Genomic DNA, 16,630 nt, shown 5'->3' with positions numbered 1-16,630 from the left:
AATGAATGTTTGGTATACGGAAGACCATTCACCTGGTGTTCGTTTCTCGATAAAATTGGAACGGCATCTTTATTCCGGGCAAAGTGAATTTCAAAAGATTGACATTTTACAAACGACGGAATTCGGCAAGGTGCTTACCCTCGACGGATTGGTGATGGTCACGGAAAAAGACGAATTTATCTATCACGATATGATTGTCCATGTCCCAATGGCTACCAATCCTGCGATTAAAAAAGTTTTAGTCATTGGCGCAGGTGACGGAGGGACAGTTCGAGAGCTGACAAAATATGATTCCATCGAACAAATTGATATGGTCGAAATCGATCAGATGGTCGTCGATGTCTGCCTGGAATATTTACCGCAGACCGCTTCAAAATTAACTGATCCACGCGTCCATTTGTATTACGAGGATGGCCTAAAATTTGTTCGGAATAAGGAAAACGCCTATGATTTGATCATCGTCGACTCAACGGACCCATTCGGACCTGGTGAAGGATTATTTACAAAAGAATTTTACGGCAACTGCTACAAAGCCCTGCATGAGGATGGCATTTTAGTCAATCAGCATGAAAGTCCATTTTACAGTGAGGATGCACTTGGCATGCAAAGAGCGCATCAACGGATCGTAGGATTTTTCCCGGTTTGTGACGTGTATCAAGCACATATTCCTACCTACCCTTCTGGACACTGGCTGTTTGGCTTTGCATCAAAAAAATTCGATCCGATTCAGGATTTAGATGCGGCGGCATGGAATGCACTCGGTTTGACAACAAAGTATTATAATACGGATATCCATGTTGGCTCGTTCGCCTTGCCTAACTATGTAAAGGAGCAATTGACAGATGTTGAATAAAAACATAGAAACCTTTATCGGTTGTGACAATGACTACGAAGAATCCAATCTGGTTATTTTCGGGGCTCCTTTTGACTCGACGACCTCTTTCCGACCTGGGACACGCTTTGCCAGTAAAACAATGCGTAGTGAATCATTCGGAATCGAGACGTATAGCCCCTACCAAGATAAGGATTTAGAAGATATCGCCGTCTTTGATGGTGGAGACTTGGAATTGAGCTTTGGCAATACCGTCAAAGCATTGGCGCAAATTGAAGAATTTACAGCGAAAGTACTGGAAGATGACAAACTTCCATGTATGATTGGTGGAGAACATTTAGTAACGTTAGGCGCCATTCGTGCTGTCGCTAAAAAACATCCCGATTTGCATGTTATTCAATTTGATGCACATGCTGACTTACGCGAAGATTATCTTGGTGAATCACTGTCGCATGCTACGGTCATTCATAGAGTATGGGACTTGCTAGGAGACGATAAAATCTTTCAATTTGGTATTCGCTCGGGAGACCGCAGTGAATTCCAATGGGGACAAGATCACGTCTTTACCAATAAGTTTAACTTTAATGGACTAGAGCAAGTGATTGAACAACTAAAAGGCAAGCCGGTTTATTTAACGATTGACTTAGACGTGCTAGACCCTTCTGTGTTCCCTGGAACGGGCACACCTGAGGCTGGCGGTGTCAGCTTTATGGAGCTGTTACAAGCGATGCTACAAGTGACTGAGTTGAACATTGTCGGCTGTGACATCAATGAGCTATCCCCTATCTATGATCAAAGCGGTGTATCGACAGCTGTCGCATGCAAAGTGTTAAGGGAATTGTTGTTGGCGATTAAATCTAACTAATCTATATCAAAAATTATGAAAATGGTGGTGTTTACCTATGGGTAAAGCTTTAATTATTGGTGCTGGTGGAGTAGCTGGCGTTGTTGTGCATAAATGTTGTCAGGTTCCTGACGTCTTCGAAGAAATTTGTATCGCAAGTCGTACTGTATCGAAATGTGATGCATTGAAAGAAAAACTAGATGGCGGTCGTACTAAAATCCAAACTGCTCAAGTTGATGCGGACAACGTAGAAGAGCTCGTTGAACTTATCAACCGCTTCCAGCCTGATATTGTCATTAACGTCGCATTACCATACCAAGACTTAACAATCATGGATGCTTGTTTGGCAACTGGTGTTGACTACATGGACACAGCAAACTACGAGCCACTCGATACGGCTAAATTTGAATATAGCTGGCAATGGGCATACCGTGAAAAGTTTGAACAAGCTGGCATTACTGCCCTACTTGGTAGCGGCTTCGATCCAGGTGTGACAGGCGTATTTTCTGCTCACGCACTTAAACACCATTTCGATGAAATTCACACAATCGATATCGTCGATGCAAACGCTGGCGATCATGGCTACCCGTTCGCAACTAACTTTAACCCTGAAATCAATATTCGTGAAATTACAGCGAATGGCCGATACTGGGAAAATGGCGAGTTTATTGAAACACCACCACTTTCCGAAAAACGTGTATACAATCTGCCAGAAATCGGACCAAAAGATGTCTACCTGCTCTATCATGAAGAGCTAGAATCACTTGCTCAAAATATTACAGGCATCAAAAAAATTCGCTTCTGGATGACATTTTCTGAAAAGTACTTAACTCACTTGCGAGTGCTTGAAAACGTTGGCATGACTTCGATCGAGCCAATCGAATTTGAAGGCCAGCAAATTGTTCCATTACAATTTTTAAAGGCTATTCTGCCAGATCCAGCATCTCTTGGACCACGCACAAAAGGGAAAACGAACATTGGCTGTATTTTCCAAGGGATCAAAGACGGTGAAGAGAAAACGTATTACATCTATAATGTTTGTGACCACGAGGAATGTTACGCAGAAGTTGGCTCACAAGCTATTTCTTACACAACAGGCGTTCCAGCAATGATTGGTGCTATGATGCTTCTAACGGGCAAATGGAAAAAGCCTGGCGTGCATAACATTGAAGAGTTCGATCCAGATCCATTTATGGAAGCACTCAACAAATACGGACTTCCATGGCAGGAAAGCTTCAATCCTGAATTGATTGACTGAGGAGGGCTAGCAATTGAATATAGATTTAAACGCACTCCCCTCTCCTTGCTACGTGGTAGATGAGGCGTTGCTTATCAAAAATTTTGAGAAGCTAAAGTCAGTTATCGACCGCACAGGCTGCAAGATTCTACTTGCGCAAAAAGGTTTTTCAATGTTCTCGGTTTACCCGTTAATGGGGCAATACTTGAATGGTGTAACATCTAGTTCCCTTCACGAAGCGAGACTAGGCTTTGAAGAAATGGGCAAGGAAGTTCATACCTATGCTCCAGCTTTTTCAGAATCTGAGTTTGATGAAATTTTGTCGTATTCGGATCATATTGTCTTTAATTCATTTCAGCAATGGCGTCAATTTAAGGACAAAGTAACAAATCATTCAAAACAAATAAGCGTTGGACTTCGCATTAATCCGGAGTACTCGGAAATTGAAGTCGATATGTACAACCCATGCTTTGCACACTCCCGATTTGGGGTCACACTGGACAATTTTGAGCCCGACCAACTCGAGGGCATCGAAGGACTGCATTTCCACACAATGTGCGAGCAAAATTCCGATACACTTTGGCGTACCATTCAGGTAGTTGATGAGGAATTTGGGGACTATATTAAACAGATGAAGTGGATTAACTTCGGCGGTGGGCATCATATTACCCGACCAGATTATGATATTGAAACACTCATTCGTTCCATTCTTTTTATAAAAGAGAAATACGATATTGATGTCTATTTAGAGCCTGGTGAAGCTGTTGCCTTAAATACAGGTTATCTTGTAACAACCGTTTTAGATACACTTCAAAACGACATGCCGATTGCTATATTAGACACTTCAGCGGCGTGTCATATGCCTGATGTCTTGGAAATGCCTTATCGTCCTGAAATCATCGGTGCGGGAATGCCTAACGAAAAAGCCCATACCTATCGATTTGGCGGGCCTACCTGCCTGGCAGGCGATGTCATTGGTGATTATTCTTTCGATCAACCTTTACAGCCTGGCGACAAGCTCGTATTTTGCGATATGGCTCATTATTCCATGGTGAAAAACAATACATTTAATGGCGTCAACTTACCTGCAATCGTGTTAAATACAGTCAATGACGGCGTTAAAGTCATTAAACAATTTAGTTACGAAGATTTTAAAAGCCGTTTATCTTAATTATTAAAGGCCTCCCAACAAAGTTGTACGATTGTTGGGCAGGCCCTTTTTTAAATTAATTTAAGACTTTCATCTTCACTTTCTTTACGCCCCATTGCATCGCACGATCATAAGACGGGATGAATACATCAATTTTATGCCCTTTAATAGCCCCACCTGTATCGCCAGCAATCGCCTCCCCGTAGCCTTCCACCCATACTCTTGTCCCTAGCGGAATCAACTTCGGATCAACCGCAATGACTTTATGATTGGGATTTGCACGTAAATCAATGCCGTAAGCCGTTGTGCCTGAACACCCTTCGCAATACGCTGTATACGCCGTTGCAGTTACTAGCAACTCTCTCCCCTCACCATCAGCCGGTTCTTCCGATGGGACAACAGCTTCTACCAACGTATTTGAGGCAGGCACAACTGTTTTGAAGGTTTCACTAATATCACTGGGTTCAACTGCCTCCCCATCTGTACTGACAATTAATTCATCTCCAGGGTAAATCAATGACTCCGTCAAACTGTTCATGGCCATAAGTGAGGTTAACGAAATATCGTGATTACGTGCAATTCGATACAAATTATCTCCTTGAATAACCGTATAGATCTTCGGCTCTGGTTGCAACTTCAGCTGTGGTTCTACGACGATATAATCCTTAAAAGGCACTTCACTTTCTGATGATCTTAATTCATCAGAAAGATAGTGTAAAAATGTAAATTCATCCCCCTTCTCAACAGAAGTTGCCAGAGTGGAAGCTTGTGTTACAACAAAGGTTGAACCTACAAAAAATATGGCTAGCAAAAGAATCTTTATTTTCGACATGAAATCTCTCCTTATAGAGTCTTTGTGATGGCTTCTAATCTGCTATCACTCATTGGTTTGAAACAAGTATTGCCCCGAAACTGTAAAAAACAAACATTCGAAGTAAATAAAAAGATACTCCATTGCCAAACAATGAAAATTTGTTTGGTAATAGAGCATCTTTATCTCGAAGAATTTCTATAATTCACAAAAAACTTTCTCGCGAATTAATGCTATAATGAAACTACATTATTGAATGATTACCTTACTTAAGGAGAGTGCTTATATGGGCTTATTCGGATTTTTCAAAAGTCAATTTATAGAAGTGATCGAATGGACAGATAGCAGTACGAATACGATGGTCTACCGTTTCCCGGTTGACAACAATGAAATTAAAATGGGGGCAGAGTTAACTGTACGAGAATCGCAAGCGGCAATTTTTGTCAATGAAGGCGAGATTGCCGATGTCTTTGGACCAGGGCGCCATCAATTATATACACAAAATATGCCGATTTTAACGAAGTTGAAGTCGTGGAAACATGGCTTTGAATCCCCTTTTAAAGCCGAAGTCTATTTTGTCAATACGAAACAATTTGTCAATCAAAAATGGGGCACTTCCAATCCGATTATGATGCGGGATGCTGAATTCGGAATGATTCGTTTACGCGGCTATGGGATTTATTCCTACCGCGTGTCTGAGCCAACGGTATTCCTCAAGGAACTGTTTGGAACGGGTGCTTCCTACGAGACAAGTGCCATTGAAGACCAACTGAAAAAGATGATTTTGTCTGGACTAACGGATCTGTTTGCGGAGTCGAAAATTCCAGCTTTGGATTTGGCCATGCATTATGATGAATTGAGCGCGCAAGGGCAAGCGAAGATGAAACAACGCTTCAACGCATTTGGCTTTGATATCACCTCCCTGTTCATTGAAAACTTATCATTGCCTGAAGAAGTTGAGAAAGCGATGGATAAGCGCACAACGATGGGTGTACTTGGCGATATGAATCAGTATCAGCGATACCAAGCGGCAGAAGCGATTCGTGAAGCGGCGCGTAATGAAGGCGGCGGATTAGCGGGTGCAGGGGCTGGACTAGGTGCGGGGGCTGCACTCGGCGGCGTGATGGCCAATGCATTTTCGGGTGGCCATCAACAGCCTGTGGTAGCACAGCCAGCTACAATCAGCTGCCCCCATTGCCAAGCGCCAATTCTAACAACGGCTAAATTTTGCGGACAATGCGGCAAAACGGTTCAAGCAGAAAAAGTGCCTTGTATTAGCTGTCAAGCTCCTGTCAATACAGACGCCAAGTTTTGCGGAGAGTGTGGCGCGCAGCAAGTGACGGAAAAAACCTGTGCGAAATGTGGCAAGAAAAATGCGCCAACGGCAAAATTCTGTGGCGACTGTGGAGATACGCTGTAACATGCATATGAATGAGGTGGTTTCATGACAGGTGAAGCAAACGAATCCTATACAGTTGAACAAACAGCAGTGACGAAATGTCCTTCTTGTGGCGGCAATGCTGCATTCGATCCCGCAACGGGCACATTAAAATGCCCGTTTTGCGGGGGCGAACGTGACATCGAAAAAACACGCAACAACACAACTGAGCATGATTTTTTACAAGCACTAGAGCAAGTGGATCATAGCTGGGACGATGAAAAACGGGTATTCAGATGCGACAGCTGTGGAGCTGAAACTCTATTAGATAAAGACAAGGTAGCGGATTTCTGTTCATTTTGCGGCTCTTCACATATTGCCATCAGTGACCATCATGCCGGCATCAAGCCTGCATTAGTACTCCCCTTTCAAATTTCACAGGACGAAGCCGTCGATAAATTTAAAGTGTGGATACGCAAAAGATATTTTGCTCCTAACAAACTAAAAAAATCATATACGCTACATACTTTATCTGGCGCCTATATTCCTTATTGGACATTTGATTCGCAAACGGATTCTGCCTATGTTGTCAAAATTGGCACCTATTATTATGTTATGGAAACACGTACGGTCACCGAAAACGGCGAGACGAAGCAGGTGACGGAGCAAGTGCGTAAAATTAGATGGCGTACAGAACACGGCCGCTATCGTGAGTTTTTTGATGATGTATTAGTCAAAGCTTCTCGCAATGTAGCTAGTGGGCTCATTGACAATATTGAACCTTTCGAGTTAAACAGTTTAGTGGATTATAAATCTGACTATTTATCTGGATTTTTAGCGGAAAGATATTCAATCCCCTTAAAGGAAGGTTGGACAGATGCCAAAGGGCTCATTGACCGAGGAATTACGAGTGGTATTTACAGACAAGTGCATGGGGATGAAGTTCAAATCGTGAGTGTTTCCACCGACTATTCGGCCATTACCTATAAGCATGTTTTGTTGCCTCTCTGGATTTCATCCTTTAGCTTTAACAATACAATTTATCGTTTTCTCGTCAATGGGCAAACTGGCAAGGTTAGTGGCAAATCACCAGTGAGTGCTGTCAAAGTAACATTCGCCGTATTGGTCGCCATTGCCATCATCAGCGTCATTTGGTTTTTCTTTCAAACAAACCAATAATCGGACGAAATGTTGACTTTGTTCAGACGACGTGCAATAATCATTCTAATTCATGAATCGATAAGCGTAGACGAAGATTAGTAAAAGTAGCAATGGACAGCAGAAAATGTGGCCACCGGCTGAAAGCCACAGTCCCTCTCCTACCTTGAACCTCCTTCCGAGCTGCCGTGGAAACCCGGCCGTGCCTTTCGCGTTACGAAAGAACAAGATGTACTAGCAAAAATTAGCTAGTAAAACTAGGTGGTACCGCGGAAACATGCGTTTTCGTCCTTTTATTAAAGGATGAGAGCGCGTGTTTTTTTTATTCAGCAAGGAATCAATAGACATAAAAGGAGAGATTGATATGAAGAAAATTGTATTTATAGGTGCTGGTTCAATGGCGGAAGCCGTTATTGCAGGGATTGTTAAACGAGGTGTCATTGAGCCGAAGCTGGTCTATGTGATGAATAAATCAGATGACGAAAGACTGATTTCATTACAACATCAATATGGCGTTTCGATTGTTTGTAATAATAAAGAGGCATTGAAAACGGCAGATCTAATTGTACTTGCGACAAAACCAAAAGACATTCATCAGGCGATGGCGGACATTCGCCCTCTCCTTACGGCACAAGCCGCCATCTTGTCTGTCATCGCGGGCGTTTCCATCGAGACGATTGAAAATGGACTCGGCGCAAGGCCAGTTGCTCGTTCCATGCCAAACACTTCGGCAACCATTGGCAAATCGGCTACCGGCATTGCGATGAACAACGCCGTAGATGATTTGATGCGCGGACATGTTCTCGGGTTATTGGAAGCGATTGGCCTGGTGAAAGAAGTCGAAGAAGACGATCTCCATGCGGTTACCGCACTATCTGGCAGCGGTCCTGCGTATGTATACTATTTAGCAGAAGCGCTTGAAGAAGCCGCAATCGCCAAAGGCATTTCCAAAGACGTCGCACGCTCCCTCATCATCCAAACGCTCGAAGGCGCCGCGGCGATGATGAAAGAGACTGGTACTGAACCAGCAGAACTGCGAAAAAACGTCACCAGTCCAAACGGCACAACGGAGGCCGGATTGAAGGCATTGGAAGGTAGATTGTTTAAAGAAGCGATTGGTGAATGTATTGATAAAGCGACCGCACGCTCGCGGGAGCTTGGGGCGCACACGCTTTCTACACCAAAATAAACGATGAAAAGGGGCTGCCCTGAAAGTCAGTTTTCAGGACAGCCCAAGCTTTATATCCCCCGATAAGCATCATTGGAAACTTATCGATCATTTGCCAGAGGTTATCGATCAATTCGAAGTCATTATCGATCATTTGCCGGAGGTTATCGATCATTTCCGCAGAGTTATCGATCAATTGGACAGAGTTATTGTCATTTCGGGACCTTCGACTCATCGAATCCCTATTGCTGCGGCTGTGCCGACCTCATAGACGTCAAATCCTTCCGCCGATAAACACTTAGCACAACGCCCATTATAAAGGCATTCAAAATAAACGGTAAAGAGATAGAAGGAATCGGAAGCAATCCCAGCGTCATGACAAAACAAACAAATGAGTTGCTTTTCACGTATTTTTATTTGGTACGTGCCTCTTCTTCTGAATATTTCATTCACATCTAATCCAACAAGTAATCTGAACCAATATCTAGACGCCGTACTCATTTTTTTAGTGTTGCTATTTTCGCGAAGTTCTGCGTTAATTCTCATGGGAGTTGAAAAAAACTCTTAATAGTGTTGATACAAATTCAGTGCAACTAGTAAGTACCTTCTAACAATAGCTATATAAAAACGACACGTATGTATTCCTCGTTTTTCAAGCTTTCAAGATGATGCAATTCGACTTCTTCAATAGTGATACGACGACTTTCTATTTTTCCGTCGTAATCTTCTGCCCAAAATCTAATTAATTCAGCGCTTTGCTCCGGTTTTATATGTTGCTTCAAATAGATTAAAAAGTCCGCTAAAAATTGATGTCCCCAATTTCCCTCGATGCCGTATACAAAGGGTTTTTCATTATAAAACTCTAAATCATATGGCGGATTATTCCATTGAAATATATTCAAATGACCAAAATTTGACTCATCTGGCACATGCATAATACGTGCATCATCATCCATCAAATGCCACGATTGTACTGTTGTACTTTCTGTAATTGGATATATTTCCTTCAATTCTCTTACCGTAATTTCAGCAATTCCTGTACAATCAACTGTTTGTAAAGGGCTATTCCCCACCAGTACTGAATATAAAGTCATATGTTTGTCTCCTCGATTTTCAATTTACAAATTTTCTTCAACAAATGCATTCGTTAGCCATACATGTAGCGCAAAATCAGCACGACACTACAGAGTTAAAGATAGATTGCTTCATTTTTTAGGATCCATTTTATGTTCTATTTCAATTAAAATCCAAGGATTATTTCCTGCTTTCGAATAAGTAGTAGAATACTCTTTATTTTCCTCTATTAGATTCCAAACCATCACCTCATCAACAACGATTTTAAAAGCTACGTCTTCAGTGTGATTATTCGGATCATAAGCTTTTATCCAGTATTCGTTATAATTGTCCGAGTGTCCTTTTTCCGTAATCTTCAAGAAAGACGTTGTCGATGTATAGGGTCCGCCACAAGATGTAAGCATTATTAATACAAATAATAGTATGAAAAATGACGTTTTTCTCATTGTTCCTCCCCCAATATTGTTATGTAAAGCACCCCGCTATTTCTTCCAAAGCTTGATCAGTCGACCTTCGAGATCTTATTTTCTCTATAAATCCTAGTAGGGTCTTCAAAATAATAGAAGCAATAATTGTCACGGATATCTACTTATATTGCAAAATAACTTAATAAGCCATCAAAAGAATTAATCTCAGCATATGGCTTTATTTCAGAATCATTCTTATTCATATGGGGATTGAACCAAATACCCTTTATACATTGCGTGGCAATTTATATTTGGGTGGGAAATCATCAAAAAATGATTCCAAAACTTTTATTTTATTACTATCGCCATAACTTCTTTTATCATATTCTTTGAACCTTTGCAGCATGTCGTTTTTAGCCGAATGTTCGATATCCCCATAACACTTTTCTAAAATAATTGAAAATAGGTTATCTACTGCCATATCCCTATTAAGTAAGGTATCATCTAAATCGAATAGCACTGCTTTATAATCTCCCAATTAACTTCACAGCCTTTCTCACAATGGATAAATAATCCCTAGTTCGCCCTTTTCTTATCTCCTTCGTATGGCTCGTAGTGTTTTAATTTGTCTGTTGAAAGAATCGTGGAGTCTATTGAATAATATTCAAATTGTCCTATCTGTTCTTTATCGTGAGCAAAATAAACATACACAACATTTGGTTCATCTGAAAAAACGACGTTAACCCAATACTTTGGCAGTCCTGCAAAATGCCATTTACCTTCAATTGACTGTATATCTTCCTTACCATATAACATCACTTCTGTCAGGAAATGTTCAATTTTATTTTCGTACAAGCGTTTTTTTGTTTGTACAATATAAAATGGAGCAAGTAATAAAATGACCAAGCCAATTATGAGGTACTTTTTCATCCACTCCACCCCGTTACTTGAATAAGAAAACCTTACACACTTGACATTACTGAATAAACAAACAATAAAGCCAAAACTGTGCCCATAACATATTTGGAAATCTGTTTAAGTCTATTACTCTCAACTGTTTTATTTAACAAGTAAAAAAAGCCGACTACCCAGATACCATCTTGAAAAAAGCTAGAAATTATATTTCTAAACATATTAAAATAGAAAAATGATTCCATTACTATTCCATCTCCCACTCATTAGCTGAACAATAATAAAAATAGTCTAATTTAACAGCCCTGTTCTTTAAAGGTTAATAAACATCCACATGATTGCCCATCATCAGGCGGTCACTCCACCAAGTAAGAAATAATTTCCTTATTCGTGATGTTAAGATCCTCTGGCAAGTCCTCACGATTTGACACAAGGCCAAAATAATAAGTAGTCTCTTTATCCTGATAAGTGTTACATTGCATATTTATGTCCCCGGTTGTTAATTGGCCAGCTAATTCTTCGATGAAAGTGCACTCCTTCACCATGTCCACCGCAGCTAAATGGAATATTCCGCTCAATTCATTTTCAAAAATGAAGCATACTTGACGGGCTAGCTGTACATCCGACAGGAAACTACATTCTAAGTTACTGTAAGCTTCGATGGGTTCAGCTGTTTCAAGGTTATTTTTTAGGCTGTTCATGCGAGGGGAGTTCTTTCCCCAAATACCTGGGATTCTAATAATAGCCGAACGATTGCCTAGTGATTGCATTAGCATATTCTCACAGTTCATCTTAAATCGACCATAATCTGAGTTAGCGATAGGGGCATCTGATTCACTATGATGCATGGACAAATCGCCATCGAAAACATTGGTTGTTGAGAAATAGTAAAGCATAGTCGCTTTATTTTTTATGGCCTCCGTTAAGTTTTGATGGAATGTGAGTTGCTCATCAAAATCGCCCCGTAAACTCGAAATAATAATATCAGGCTGAACTACCTGCAATATCTCTCTTATTGCTCCCTCATCCTGAACGCTTAATTGAAATTGTTTGACTTCTGCCAGATCCGTTTTTGTTGAAAAATACGTTCCATATACATCAAAATTCTTTGCGCATTCCTTCGCAATCGCTTTACCAACTAACCCACTAGCACCAAGAATTAATAGTTTTTTCATGAAACATCCTCCTCTACAATCATTTTTCATTTCCCTAGTTCCAAACGACTAGATTTATGTAATAAAATGTTCTAAGAACTGAGCACACAAACCCCGATAAAAATATAGTCTTTTATAATAATCTTTAATGGCTTACTGTTAGATGCAAGGTCTGAAGTTCAATGCACTTACTATATAGCTGAAAGAGGTCGTTCATATGAAAATTGATGCACCCAAAATCCCCTATGATTTACCTACAATGAATTTCCAAGATATTTTTTATCAAGAAGATCCAGAACTAGAAATGTGCATCATTAATGATTCCATTTTTACGAATGAAGTGTTGGATAGACCGCGGTTGTATCAAATGATCGTTAAAAATTGTAAGTTTAATAATACCGATTTTAGCTATATCGAAATCACAGACGTCATTTTCGAAAATTGCGATTTTTCGAACGCTACTTTAAGTCATTCCTCCATACACAGGGCTGTATTTAAGAATTGCAAATTACTAGGGCTTGATTTGACAGAATCTCGCTTCGGCAATGTAGAATTTGATAATTCTATACTGAACTTAACTGCGTTCGGGAATTCAAAACTAGAGAAGGTTAATTTTCAAGATACCTCATTAGTAAGTGCCGATTTTTATGATTGTATTTTTAAAAATGTCGTGTTTAACTTGTGCAATATTGATGGTTCAAACTTTGAAAAAACGCCACTTAAAGGGGTTGACCTAAGCAATTCTACTTTTGAATCGCTGATTGTATCTTTTGATGATCTGAAAGGCTGCAAAGTAAATTCTTATCAAGCCATTCAAATGGCTTCTTTGTTAGGGTTGATTGTTACGGAATGAAAATCAGCCTCGCAATGCGAGGCTGCCATTAACATCTCACATGCTTTCGCTTAAAACCAATCCTCCCTTTATCAACCATTTTATCAATACTTTCACAAGCATTGACAAAACTGCTTTTCTTATTATCTTTTTTGATTTCTACTATTCCTATCACCTTTGCCGTCTCCACTGCTTTTTCATGGAGCGGTACATAGGAAGTCCCCACGGTGTATACAAAATTATTCATAGCGGATTTCGTTCGTTCTGGTGAATCGTGAATTGTATTTTTCACCAAATCAAGCATATCGGCCATCTTACTTTCCGAAAACTCCACATCTTTCCGACTCCCTAACAACCAACAGTAGCAACTCCAGCCCGCTGACATTTTCAGCTCTTCCCCGCTTGCAATCCATTTATCGGCAACTTGTTGTGCAATGTCTGACTCTGATAACGTTACGGCCACCACATAATCGGACAGCATATAAAAATACGCTGCGTCCATCCAACGATCATAATCCCCCTCCGTCATTGCTTTTGGGTCTGCAATAATGCCTGCAAAATACATGGCATCATAGTTGCCTGTCGCATAAAGCTCTTCAGCTAAAGGCTGATTTATTTTTATGGTCTTTACCATTGGTTTCATAGCACCTGTCGCCACGCCAAAAAGCGGCTCATGGGCACCATTTGACATGTACATTTTTTTCATTCGTTCCTTGCCAAGGGCCTCGAGCTCCTGCATAACCATTTCAAAATCCACTGCTCTACACTTCCTTCTTTGCGGAGTTTCCTCCATACTATTTCCTATCCTATACATAACCATTATCCTATAACAAACTACCCTTTGTCATTGTTAATCATTATTAGATAAATGGATGGTATATAACATTCGAATAAAAATAAAGGAAGCGTTTTAACTATTCGACGGATATAGATTTGGTGGAGGAACTTGAGTTAACGAAGGATAAGCAAATTGGTGAGATTACACATAATACAACAAATCCCCATGATTTTACGAACGGCATGGCAACTAAATTGCCAATAAGCGCAATACTATTAGTAATAGGACTTGTGGGTTAATGGTTTTGTTACGCCTCAGTAGACTTGGCTGCTTTTGATGGATTCGTACGCTCACCCGTTTACATTTTCACCATAGAAAAAAGAGCAAAACATGTAGTCTTACTCCCCCCTTTTAAGCTCGGATTCATAGACAAATTTCAAACAAAATAAGCACCAAAATTAAATAATGCTTACCTTTTTCACTGCCTAAAACGATTTTCAAGCTCATATATACGTTGTTCCAATTCTAAGTTCTTATGTTCGATAAAACTCGTTTTCTTCCCTGCATATTCGCGATGGTTATCTAATTTTTCACCGTTATAAATTGCATATTTTTCTATCGTTTCTAATCGTTCAACCACTTCAGTTCGGAATTCATTCATTTCAGTTCGGAACTCATTCTGTTCCTTTTGTATTGATTTTAATACGTCTAAGATTTCATCCATTTTCATTCCCCCCTTCTCTCAAAATCATCGTGATTCTATTATAACAAAAAGTTGATTCTAGTAACAATCCTCATACTCAAACCTACATCACCTCCAACACCCGCTCCCCCGCCCGCGCATGTCCCAAATAATACGGATACGCGACGACTTTATTGCGATGAAAATATAAAATGTTTGCATCATCCGTTTCATCAAAATGAAAAAGCTTGGGCATTAAATGCGAGGCATTCGTCAATCGATTCGGTGTCTCTCGGAACATCTCTTGATGGAGTGCGTGCGCCTCTAAAACATTTTCACTATAATAAAATGCGTATCGATCTGGCATTATTGTTTGAGCGACGTACAGTTTTATTTTTCCAATATTTAACTTATTTTGCGCAACCATCTCCGAAATTATTTCATCGTCATAGTCAATGACATCCAAACGTTCAGAATCCTCCTCCACTCTCACTTTTCCATTGGCAATTGCCCAAAAAATCCGATGTGCCAGGTGAATCATGTCCATTTCAATCGCCAACTGAAACACCTCTTGTACAGATACCATATTCACGCCATCCTTTCTCATTGTCTAGACGCCCTGCGCTTTTCTTCTTGCCAGTCGATGTTGTGAAGAATTCCAGTTTCCTTCACATAGCCAATAGTTGTTGTGCCAGTGGGGCCATTGCGATGTTTTGCGATATGAATTTCTAACAAGCCCGGCCTATCCGTGTCTATGTTATAGTAATCGTCGCGGTATAAAAAACCGATGACATCCGCATCTTGTTCAATATTTCCCGAGTCGCGTAAATCGCTCATGACGGGACGTTTGTTATCACGGATTTCAACACCGCGATTTAGCTGCGATAGACAAACGACAGGACAGTTAAATTCTTTGGCTAGTTGCTTTAACTCATTGCTAATCTGTCCAATCATTTCAGTACGATTGTGATTCGGGAAGTTACCACGGATAATTTGCAAATAATCAACGAAAATAATCGGTTTTAGCTTCGGCTCCGTATGTATCATTTTTCTCGCTTCGGCACGCATTTGGGACACTGTCAGTCCGGCGCGGTCATCGATATGAATATTCGCTTCGTTCAATCTAGCGAGTGTCGGGAGCCAGTTCGATTTTTGCTTGTCGGTAAAATGCATGTAAGGATTCCGCATGCGTAGTCGGTTATAGCCCCCCGTTATTGCGATGAAGCGATCGATCATCGACGTTCTACTCATCTCTAGCGAAAAAATAATCGGCTTATAGCCCGCTAATCCTGCATGGAGCGCAAAATGGTTCAACGTATCAGTTTTTCCCATCGACGGTCTCGCGGCAATGATGATTAATTCGGCAGGTTGGAAACCGTCGAGTAATTTGTCCACATCATGCAATCCAGTCGGTACGCCAGGTACATGCTGCGTTTGTTCATATGGCCTTTCACCCATACGTACCAACTCCATTTTAATGTTGGTTTCGCTTCCTACGCTGCCTTCCTTTTCTAACTCCTCGAACGCTTGTTGAATCGAGCCGATTTCCCAATCTCCCTCTTTTGCCTGTATGAGGATGTTATTTTTCTCACGGTTTTTCCACGCCTCGCGCATCATGTCAACATAACGGTCAAACTTCGTCTGGTTCGCAAAATTCGCCAGTTCAGCCAAGTAATTCGCACCGCCAAGTAGCACGGGCTCCATCATTGTCAATAGCGTTATATAGTCAACTGGACGCCTTTTCGCCAGTAATGCTTGCATGCAGCCAAAAATATTCTTGTGAATTTGACTGATGAAAAAATCTTGTTTCACATCACTATCGACGATTAAATAATTTTCCGCCAACATCGACCCTAACACGCTTTTTTCAATCTGTTCATGACGCCCCATCCGTTACGCCTCCCCTTTGCTAAAGTCTAATTCAGGTGGCTTTGATGGACTGCTTACTGGTGGCTTGATGCCCCTCGACTCTTCCAAATAGTTTTCAAAATTCGTCGCATTGAATAATGTGGAAGGACGTAAATACTTCTGCCAATGCGGATCACCCAGCCACTCTTTCACTTTCGTATCAATGACTTTTTGGCAATCAACCACCGTATACCCTTCACGTAAACGTGCTGTCACTAATCGAGCTGTCGCCTTTGAAGACGCATTAAATTGCTTAGTTGTTTTGTCATTCAAATAATCAATAACAGATACAACGTCGAGTTCAT

The 16,630-nt window shown here is 40.8% G+C and carries 18 protein-coding genes and 2 pseudogenes; 8 read left to right on the top strand and 12 right to left on the bottom strand.

The genetic code is table 11. The annotated features are described in order from the left end of the window. Nucleotide 1 precedes the first annotated feature (1 nt). From speE to nspC, 4 genes are read left to right on the top strand one after another with little or no spacing between them, the layout of a single operon-like run. The gene (speE, locus tag R2B72_RS01590; protein ID WP_318614388.1) at nt 2–853 is read left to right on the top strand and encodes a polyamine aminopropyltransferase; all 852 of its coding nucleotides are present in this window, start codon (nt 2–4) and stop codon (nt 851–853) included. Beyond that, the gene (gene speB, locus R2B72_RS01585; protein WP_318614387.1) at nt 843–1,697 is read left to right on the top strand and encodes an agmatinase; all 855 of its coding nucleotides are present in this window, start codon (nt 843–845) and stop codon (nt 1,695–1,697) included. The genes speE and speB overlap by 11 nt, the downstream gene beginning before the upstream one ends. A 37-nt stretch (nt 1,698–1,734) precedes the next feature. After that, nucleotides 1,735–2,934: a saccharopine dehydrogenase family protein gene (locus R2B72_RS01580; RefSeq protein WP_318614386.1), complete on the top strand. Its 1,200-nt coding sequence runs from the start codon at nt 1,735–1,737 to the stop codon at nt 2,932–2,934. 13 nt (nt 2,935–2,947) lie between these two features. Next, nucleotides 2,948–4,084 carry a carboxynorspermidine decarboxylase gene (gene nspC, locus R2B72_RS01575; protein WP_318614385.1) on the top strand — a complete coding sequence of 379 codons (1,137 nt, stop codon included), beginning with the start codon at nt 2,948–2,950 and terminating at the stop codon, nt 4,082–4,084. Nucleotides 4,085–4,139: 55 nt separating this feature from the next. Here nspC and R2B72_RS01570 read toward each other — a convergent pair whose 3' ends face one another. Beyond that, nucleotides 4,140–4,895, bottom strand: coding sequence for a 3D domain-containing protein (locus tag R2B72_RS01570; RefSeq protein WP_318614384.1), 756 nt, complete (start codon nt 4,893–4,895; stop codon nt 4,140–4,142). A 265-nt stretch (nt 4,896–5,160) separates the two neighbouring features. On the opposite strand from R2B72_RS01570, the gene R2B72_RS01565 reads away from it, so the two are divergent. The 3 genes from R2B72_RS01565 (at nt 5,161) to proC (ending at nt 8,599) form a co-directional block, all read left to right on the top strand. Continuing rightward, complete coding sequence (locus tag R2B72_RS01565) at nt 5,161–6,294, top strand: SPFH domain-containing protein (RefSeq protein WP_318614383.1); 1,134 nt, start codon at nt 5,161–5,163, stop codon at nt 6,292–6,294. A 24-nt stretch (nt 6,295–6,318) separates the two neighbouring features. After that, the gene (locus R2B72_RS01560) at nt 6,319–7,431 is read left to right on the top strand and encodes a hypothetical protein (protein ID WP_318614382.1); all 1,113 of its coding nucleotides are present in this window, start codon (nt 6,319–6,321) and stop codon (nt 7,429–7,431) included. A gap of 337 nt (nt 7,432–7,768) precedes the next feature. Continuing rightward, on the top strand, nt 7,769–8,599 hold the full coding sequence (gene proC / locus R2B72_RS01555; RefSeq protein ID WP_318614660.1) for a pyrroline-5-carboxylate reductase: 831 nt from the start codon (nt 7,769–7,771) through the stop codon (nt 8,597–8,599). Nucleotides 8,600–8,820: 221 nt separating this feature from the next. On the opposite strand, the pseudogene R2B72_RS01550 reads toward proC, so the two are convergent. The 6 genes and pseudogenes from R2B72_RS01550 to R2B72_RS01525 form a co-directional block, all read right to left on the bottom strand. Then, a pseudogene (locus R2B72_RS01550) lies at nt 8,821–8,955 on the bottom strand (FtsW/RodA/SpoVE family cell cycle protein); the annotation flags it as partial. 240 nt (nt 8,956–9,195) lie between these two features. After that, the gene (locus R2B72_RS01545) at nt 9,196–9,672 is read right to left on the bottom strand and encodes a hypothetical protein (RefSeq protein WP_318614381.1); all 477 of its coding nucleotides are present in this window, start codon (nt 9,670–9,672) and stop codon (nt 9,196–9,198) included. A 111-nt stretch (nt 9,673–9,783) separates the two neighbouring features. Beyond that, nucleotides 9,784–10,098 (bottom strand): hypothetical protein, encoded by a 315-nt coding sequence (locus tag R2B72_RS01540; protein WP_318614380.1) that lies wholly within the window; start codon nt 10,096–10,098, stop codon nt 9,784–9,786. Nucleotides 10,099–10,328: 230 nt separating this feature from the next. After that, nucleotides 10,329–10,579: pseudogene (locus R2B72_RS01535) on the bottom strand (HAD family hydrolase); the annotation flags it as partial. Between the two features lie 56 nt (nt 10,580–10,635). After that, nucleotides 10,636–10,989: a DUF3139 domain-containing protein gene (locus tag R2B72_RS01530; protein WP_318614378.1), complete on the bottom strand. Its 354-nt coding sequence runs from the start codon at nt 10,987–10,989 to the stop codon at nt 10,636–10,638. Nucleotides 10,990–11,327: 338 nt separating this feature from the next. Continuing rightward, a complete protein-coding gene (locus R2B72_RS01525; RefSeq protein WP_318614376.1) occupies nt 11,328–12,146 on the bottom strand; it encodes a sugar nucleotide-binding protein in 819 nt (272 codons plus the stop codon). Between the two features lie 196 nt (nt 12,147–12,342). Between R2B72_RS01525 and R2B72_RS01520 the strand changes: the two genes are divergently transcribed. Continuing rightward, nucleotides 12,343–12,978: a pentapeptide repeat-containing protein gene (locus R2B72_RS01520; protein ID WP_318614375.1), complete on the top strand. Its 636-nt coding sequence runs from the start codon at nt 12,343–12,345 to the stop codon at nt 12,976–12,978. A 28-nt stretch (nt 12,979–13,006) separates the two neighbouring features. On the opposite strand, the gene R2B72_RS01515 is transcribed toward R2B72_RS01520, so the two are convergent. The 5 genes from R2B72_RS01515 to R2B72_RS01495 all read right to left on the bottom strand — a co-directional run. Next, nucleotides 13,007–13,714, bottom strand: a complete 708-nt coding sequence (locus tag R2B72_RS01515; protein WP_318614374.1) for a DNA alkylation repair protein — start codon at nt 13,712–13,714, stop codon at nt 13,007–13,009. A gap of 499 nt (nt 13,715–14,213) precedes the next feature. Further along, nucleotides 14,214–14,459, bottom strand: coding sequence for a hypothetical protein (locus tag R2B72_RS01510; RefSeq protein WP_318614373.1), 246 nt, complete (start codon nt 14,457–14,459; stop codon nt 14,214–14,216). 82 nt (nt 14,460–14,541) lie between these two features. Next, the gene (locus tag R2B72_RS01505; RefSeq protein WP_318614371.1) at nt 14,542–15,024 is read right to left on the bottom strand and encodes a hypothetical protein; all 483 of its coding nucleotides are present in this window, start codon (nt 15,022–15,024) and stop codon (nt 14,542–14,544) included. Beyond that, nucleotides 15,021–16,307, bottom strand: a complete 1,287-nt coding sequence (locus R2B72_RS01500) for a replicative DNA helicase (RefSeq protein WP_318614370.1) — start codon at nt 16,305–16,307, stop codon at nt 15,021–15,023. The genes R2B72_RS01505 and R2B72_RS01500 overlap by 4 nt, the downstream gene beginning before the upstream one ends. 3 nt (nt 16,308–16,310) lie before the next feature. Continuing rightward, nucleotides 16,311–16,630, bottom strand: a 320-nt coding sequence (locus R2B72_RS01495; RefSeq protein WP_318614369.1) for a conserved phage C-terminal domain-containing protein, incomplete at its 5' end; no start/stop codon positions are given.

Origin of the sequence: Sporosarcina sp. YIM B06819 (genome assembly GCF_033485175.1) — a bacterium.
In the GTDB taxonomy this organism is placed as follows: Bacteria; Bacillota; Bacilli; order Bacillales_A; family Planococcaceae; genus Sporosarcina.
The sequence above is the reverse complement of the archived record's forward strand: the minus strand, read 5'-3'. Positions and strand labels throughout refer to the sequence as shown.

Excerpts from the sequence above, each read along its gene's own strand:
- R2B72_RS01540 (WP_318614380.1), bottom strand. The coding sequence starts at position 10,098 with ATGAGAAAAACGTCATTTTTCATACTATTATTTGTATTAATAATGCTT.
- R2B72_RS01530 (WP_318614378.1), bottom strand. The coding sequence starts at position 10,989 with ATGAAAAAGTACCTCATAATTGGCTTGGTCATTTTATTACTTGCTCCA.
- R2B72_RS01500 (WP_318614370.1), bottom strand. The coding sequence starts at position 16,307 with ATGGGGCGTCATGAACAGATTGAAAAAAGCGTGTTAGGGTCGATGTTG.
- R2B72_RS01570 (WP_318614384.1), bottom strand. The coding sequence starts at position 4,895 with ATGTCGAAAATAAAGATTCTTTTGCTAGCCATATTTTTTGTAGGTTCA.
- R2B72_RS01520 (WP_318614375.1), top strand. The coding sequence starts at position 12,343 with ATGAAAATTGATGCACCCAAAATCCCCTATGATTTACCTACAATGAAT.
- R2B72_RS01545 (WP_318614381.1), bottom strand. The coding sequence starts at position 9,672 with ATGACTTTATATTCAGTACTGGTGGGGAATAGCCCTTTACAAACAGTT.
- R2B72_RS01580 (WP_318614386.1), top strand. The coding sequence starts at position 1,735 with ATGGGTAAAGCTTTAATTATTGGTGCTGGTGGAGTAGCTGGCGTTGTT.
- R2B72_RS01565 (WP_318614383.1), top strand. The coding sequence starts at position 5,161 with ATGGGCTTATTCGGATTTTTCAAAAGTCAATTTATAGAAGTGATCGAA.
- R2B72_RS01560 (WP_318614382.1), top strand. The coding sequence starts at position 6,319 with ATGACAGGTGAAGCAAACGAATCCTATACAGTTGAACAAACAGCAGTG.
- R2B72_RS01505 (WP_318614371.1), bottom strand. The coding sequence starts at position 15,024 with ATGAGAAAGGATGGCGTGAATATGGTATCTGTACAAGAGGTGTTTCAG.
- speE (WP_318614388.1), top strand. The coding sequence starts at position 2 with ATGAATGTTTGGTATACGGAAGACCATTCACCTGGTGTTCGTTTCTCG.
- speB (WP_318614387.1), top strand. The coding sequence starts at position 843 with ATGTTGAATAAAAACATAGAAACCTTTATCGGTTGTGACAATGACTAC.
- R2B72_RS01525 (WP_318614376.1), bottom strand. The coding sequence starts at position 12,146 with ATGAAAAAACTATTAATTCTTGGTGCTAGTGGGTTAGTTGGTAAAGCG.
- R2B72_RS01510 (WP_318614373.1), bottom strand. The coding sequence starts at position 14,459 with ATGGATGAAATCTTAGACGTATTAAAATCAATACAAAAGGAACAGAAT.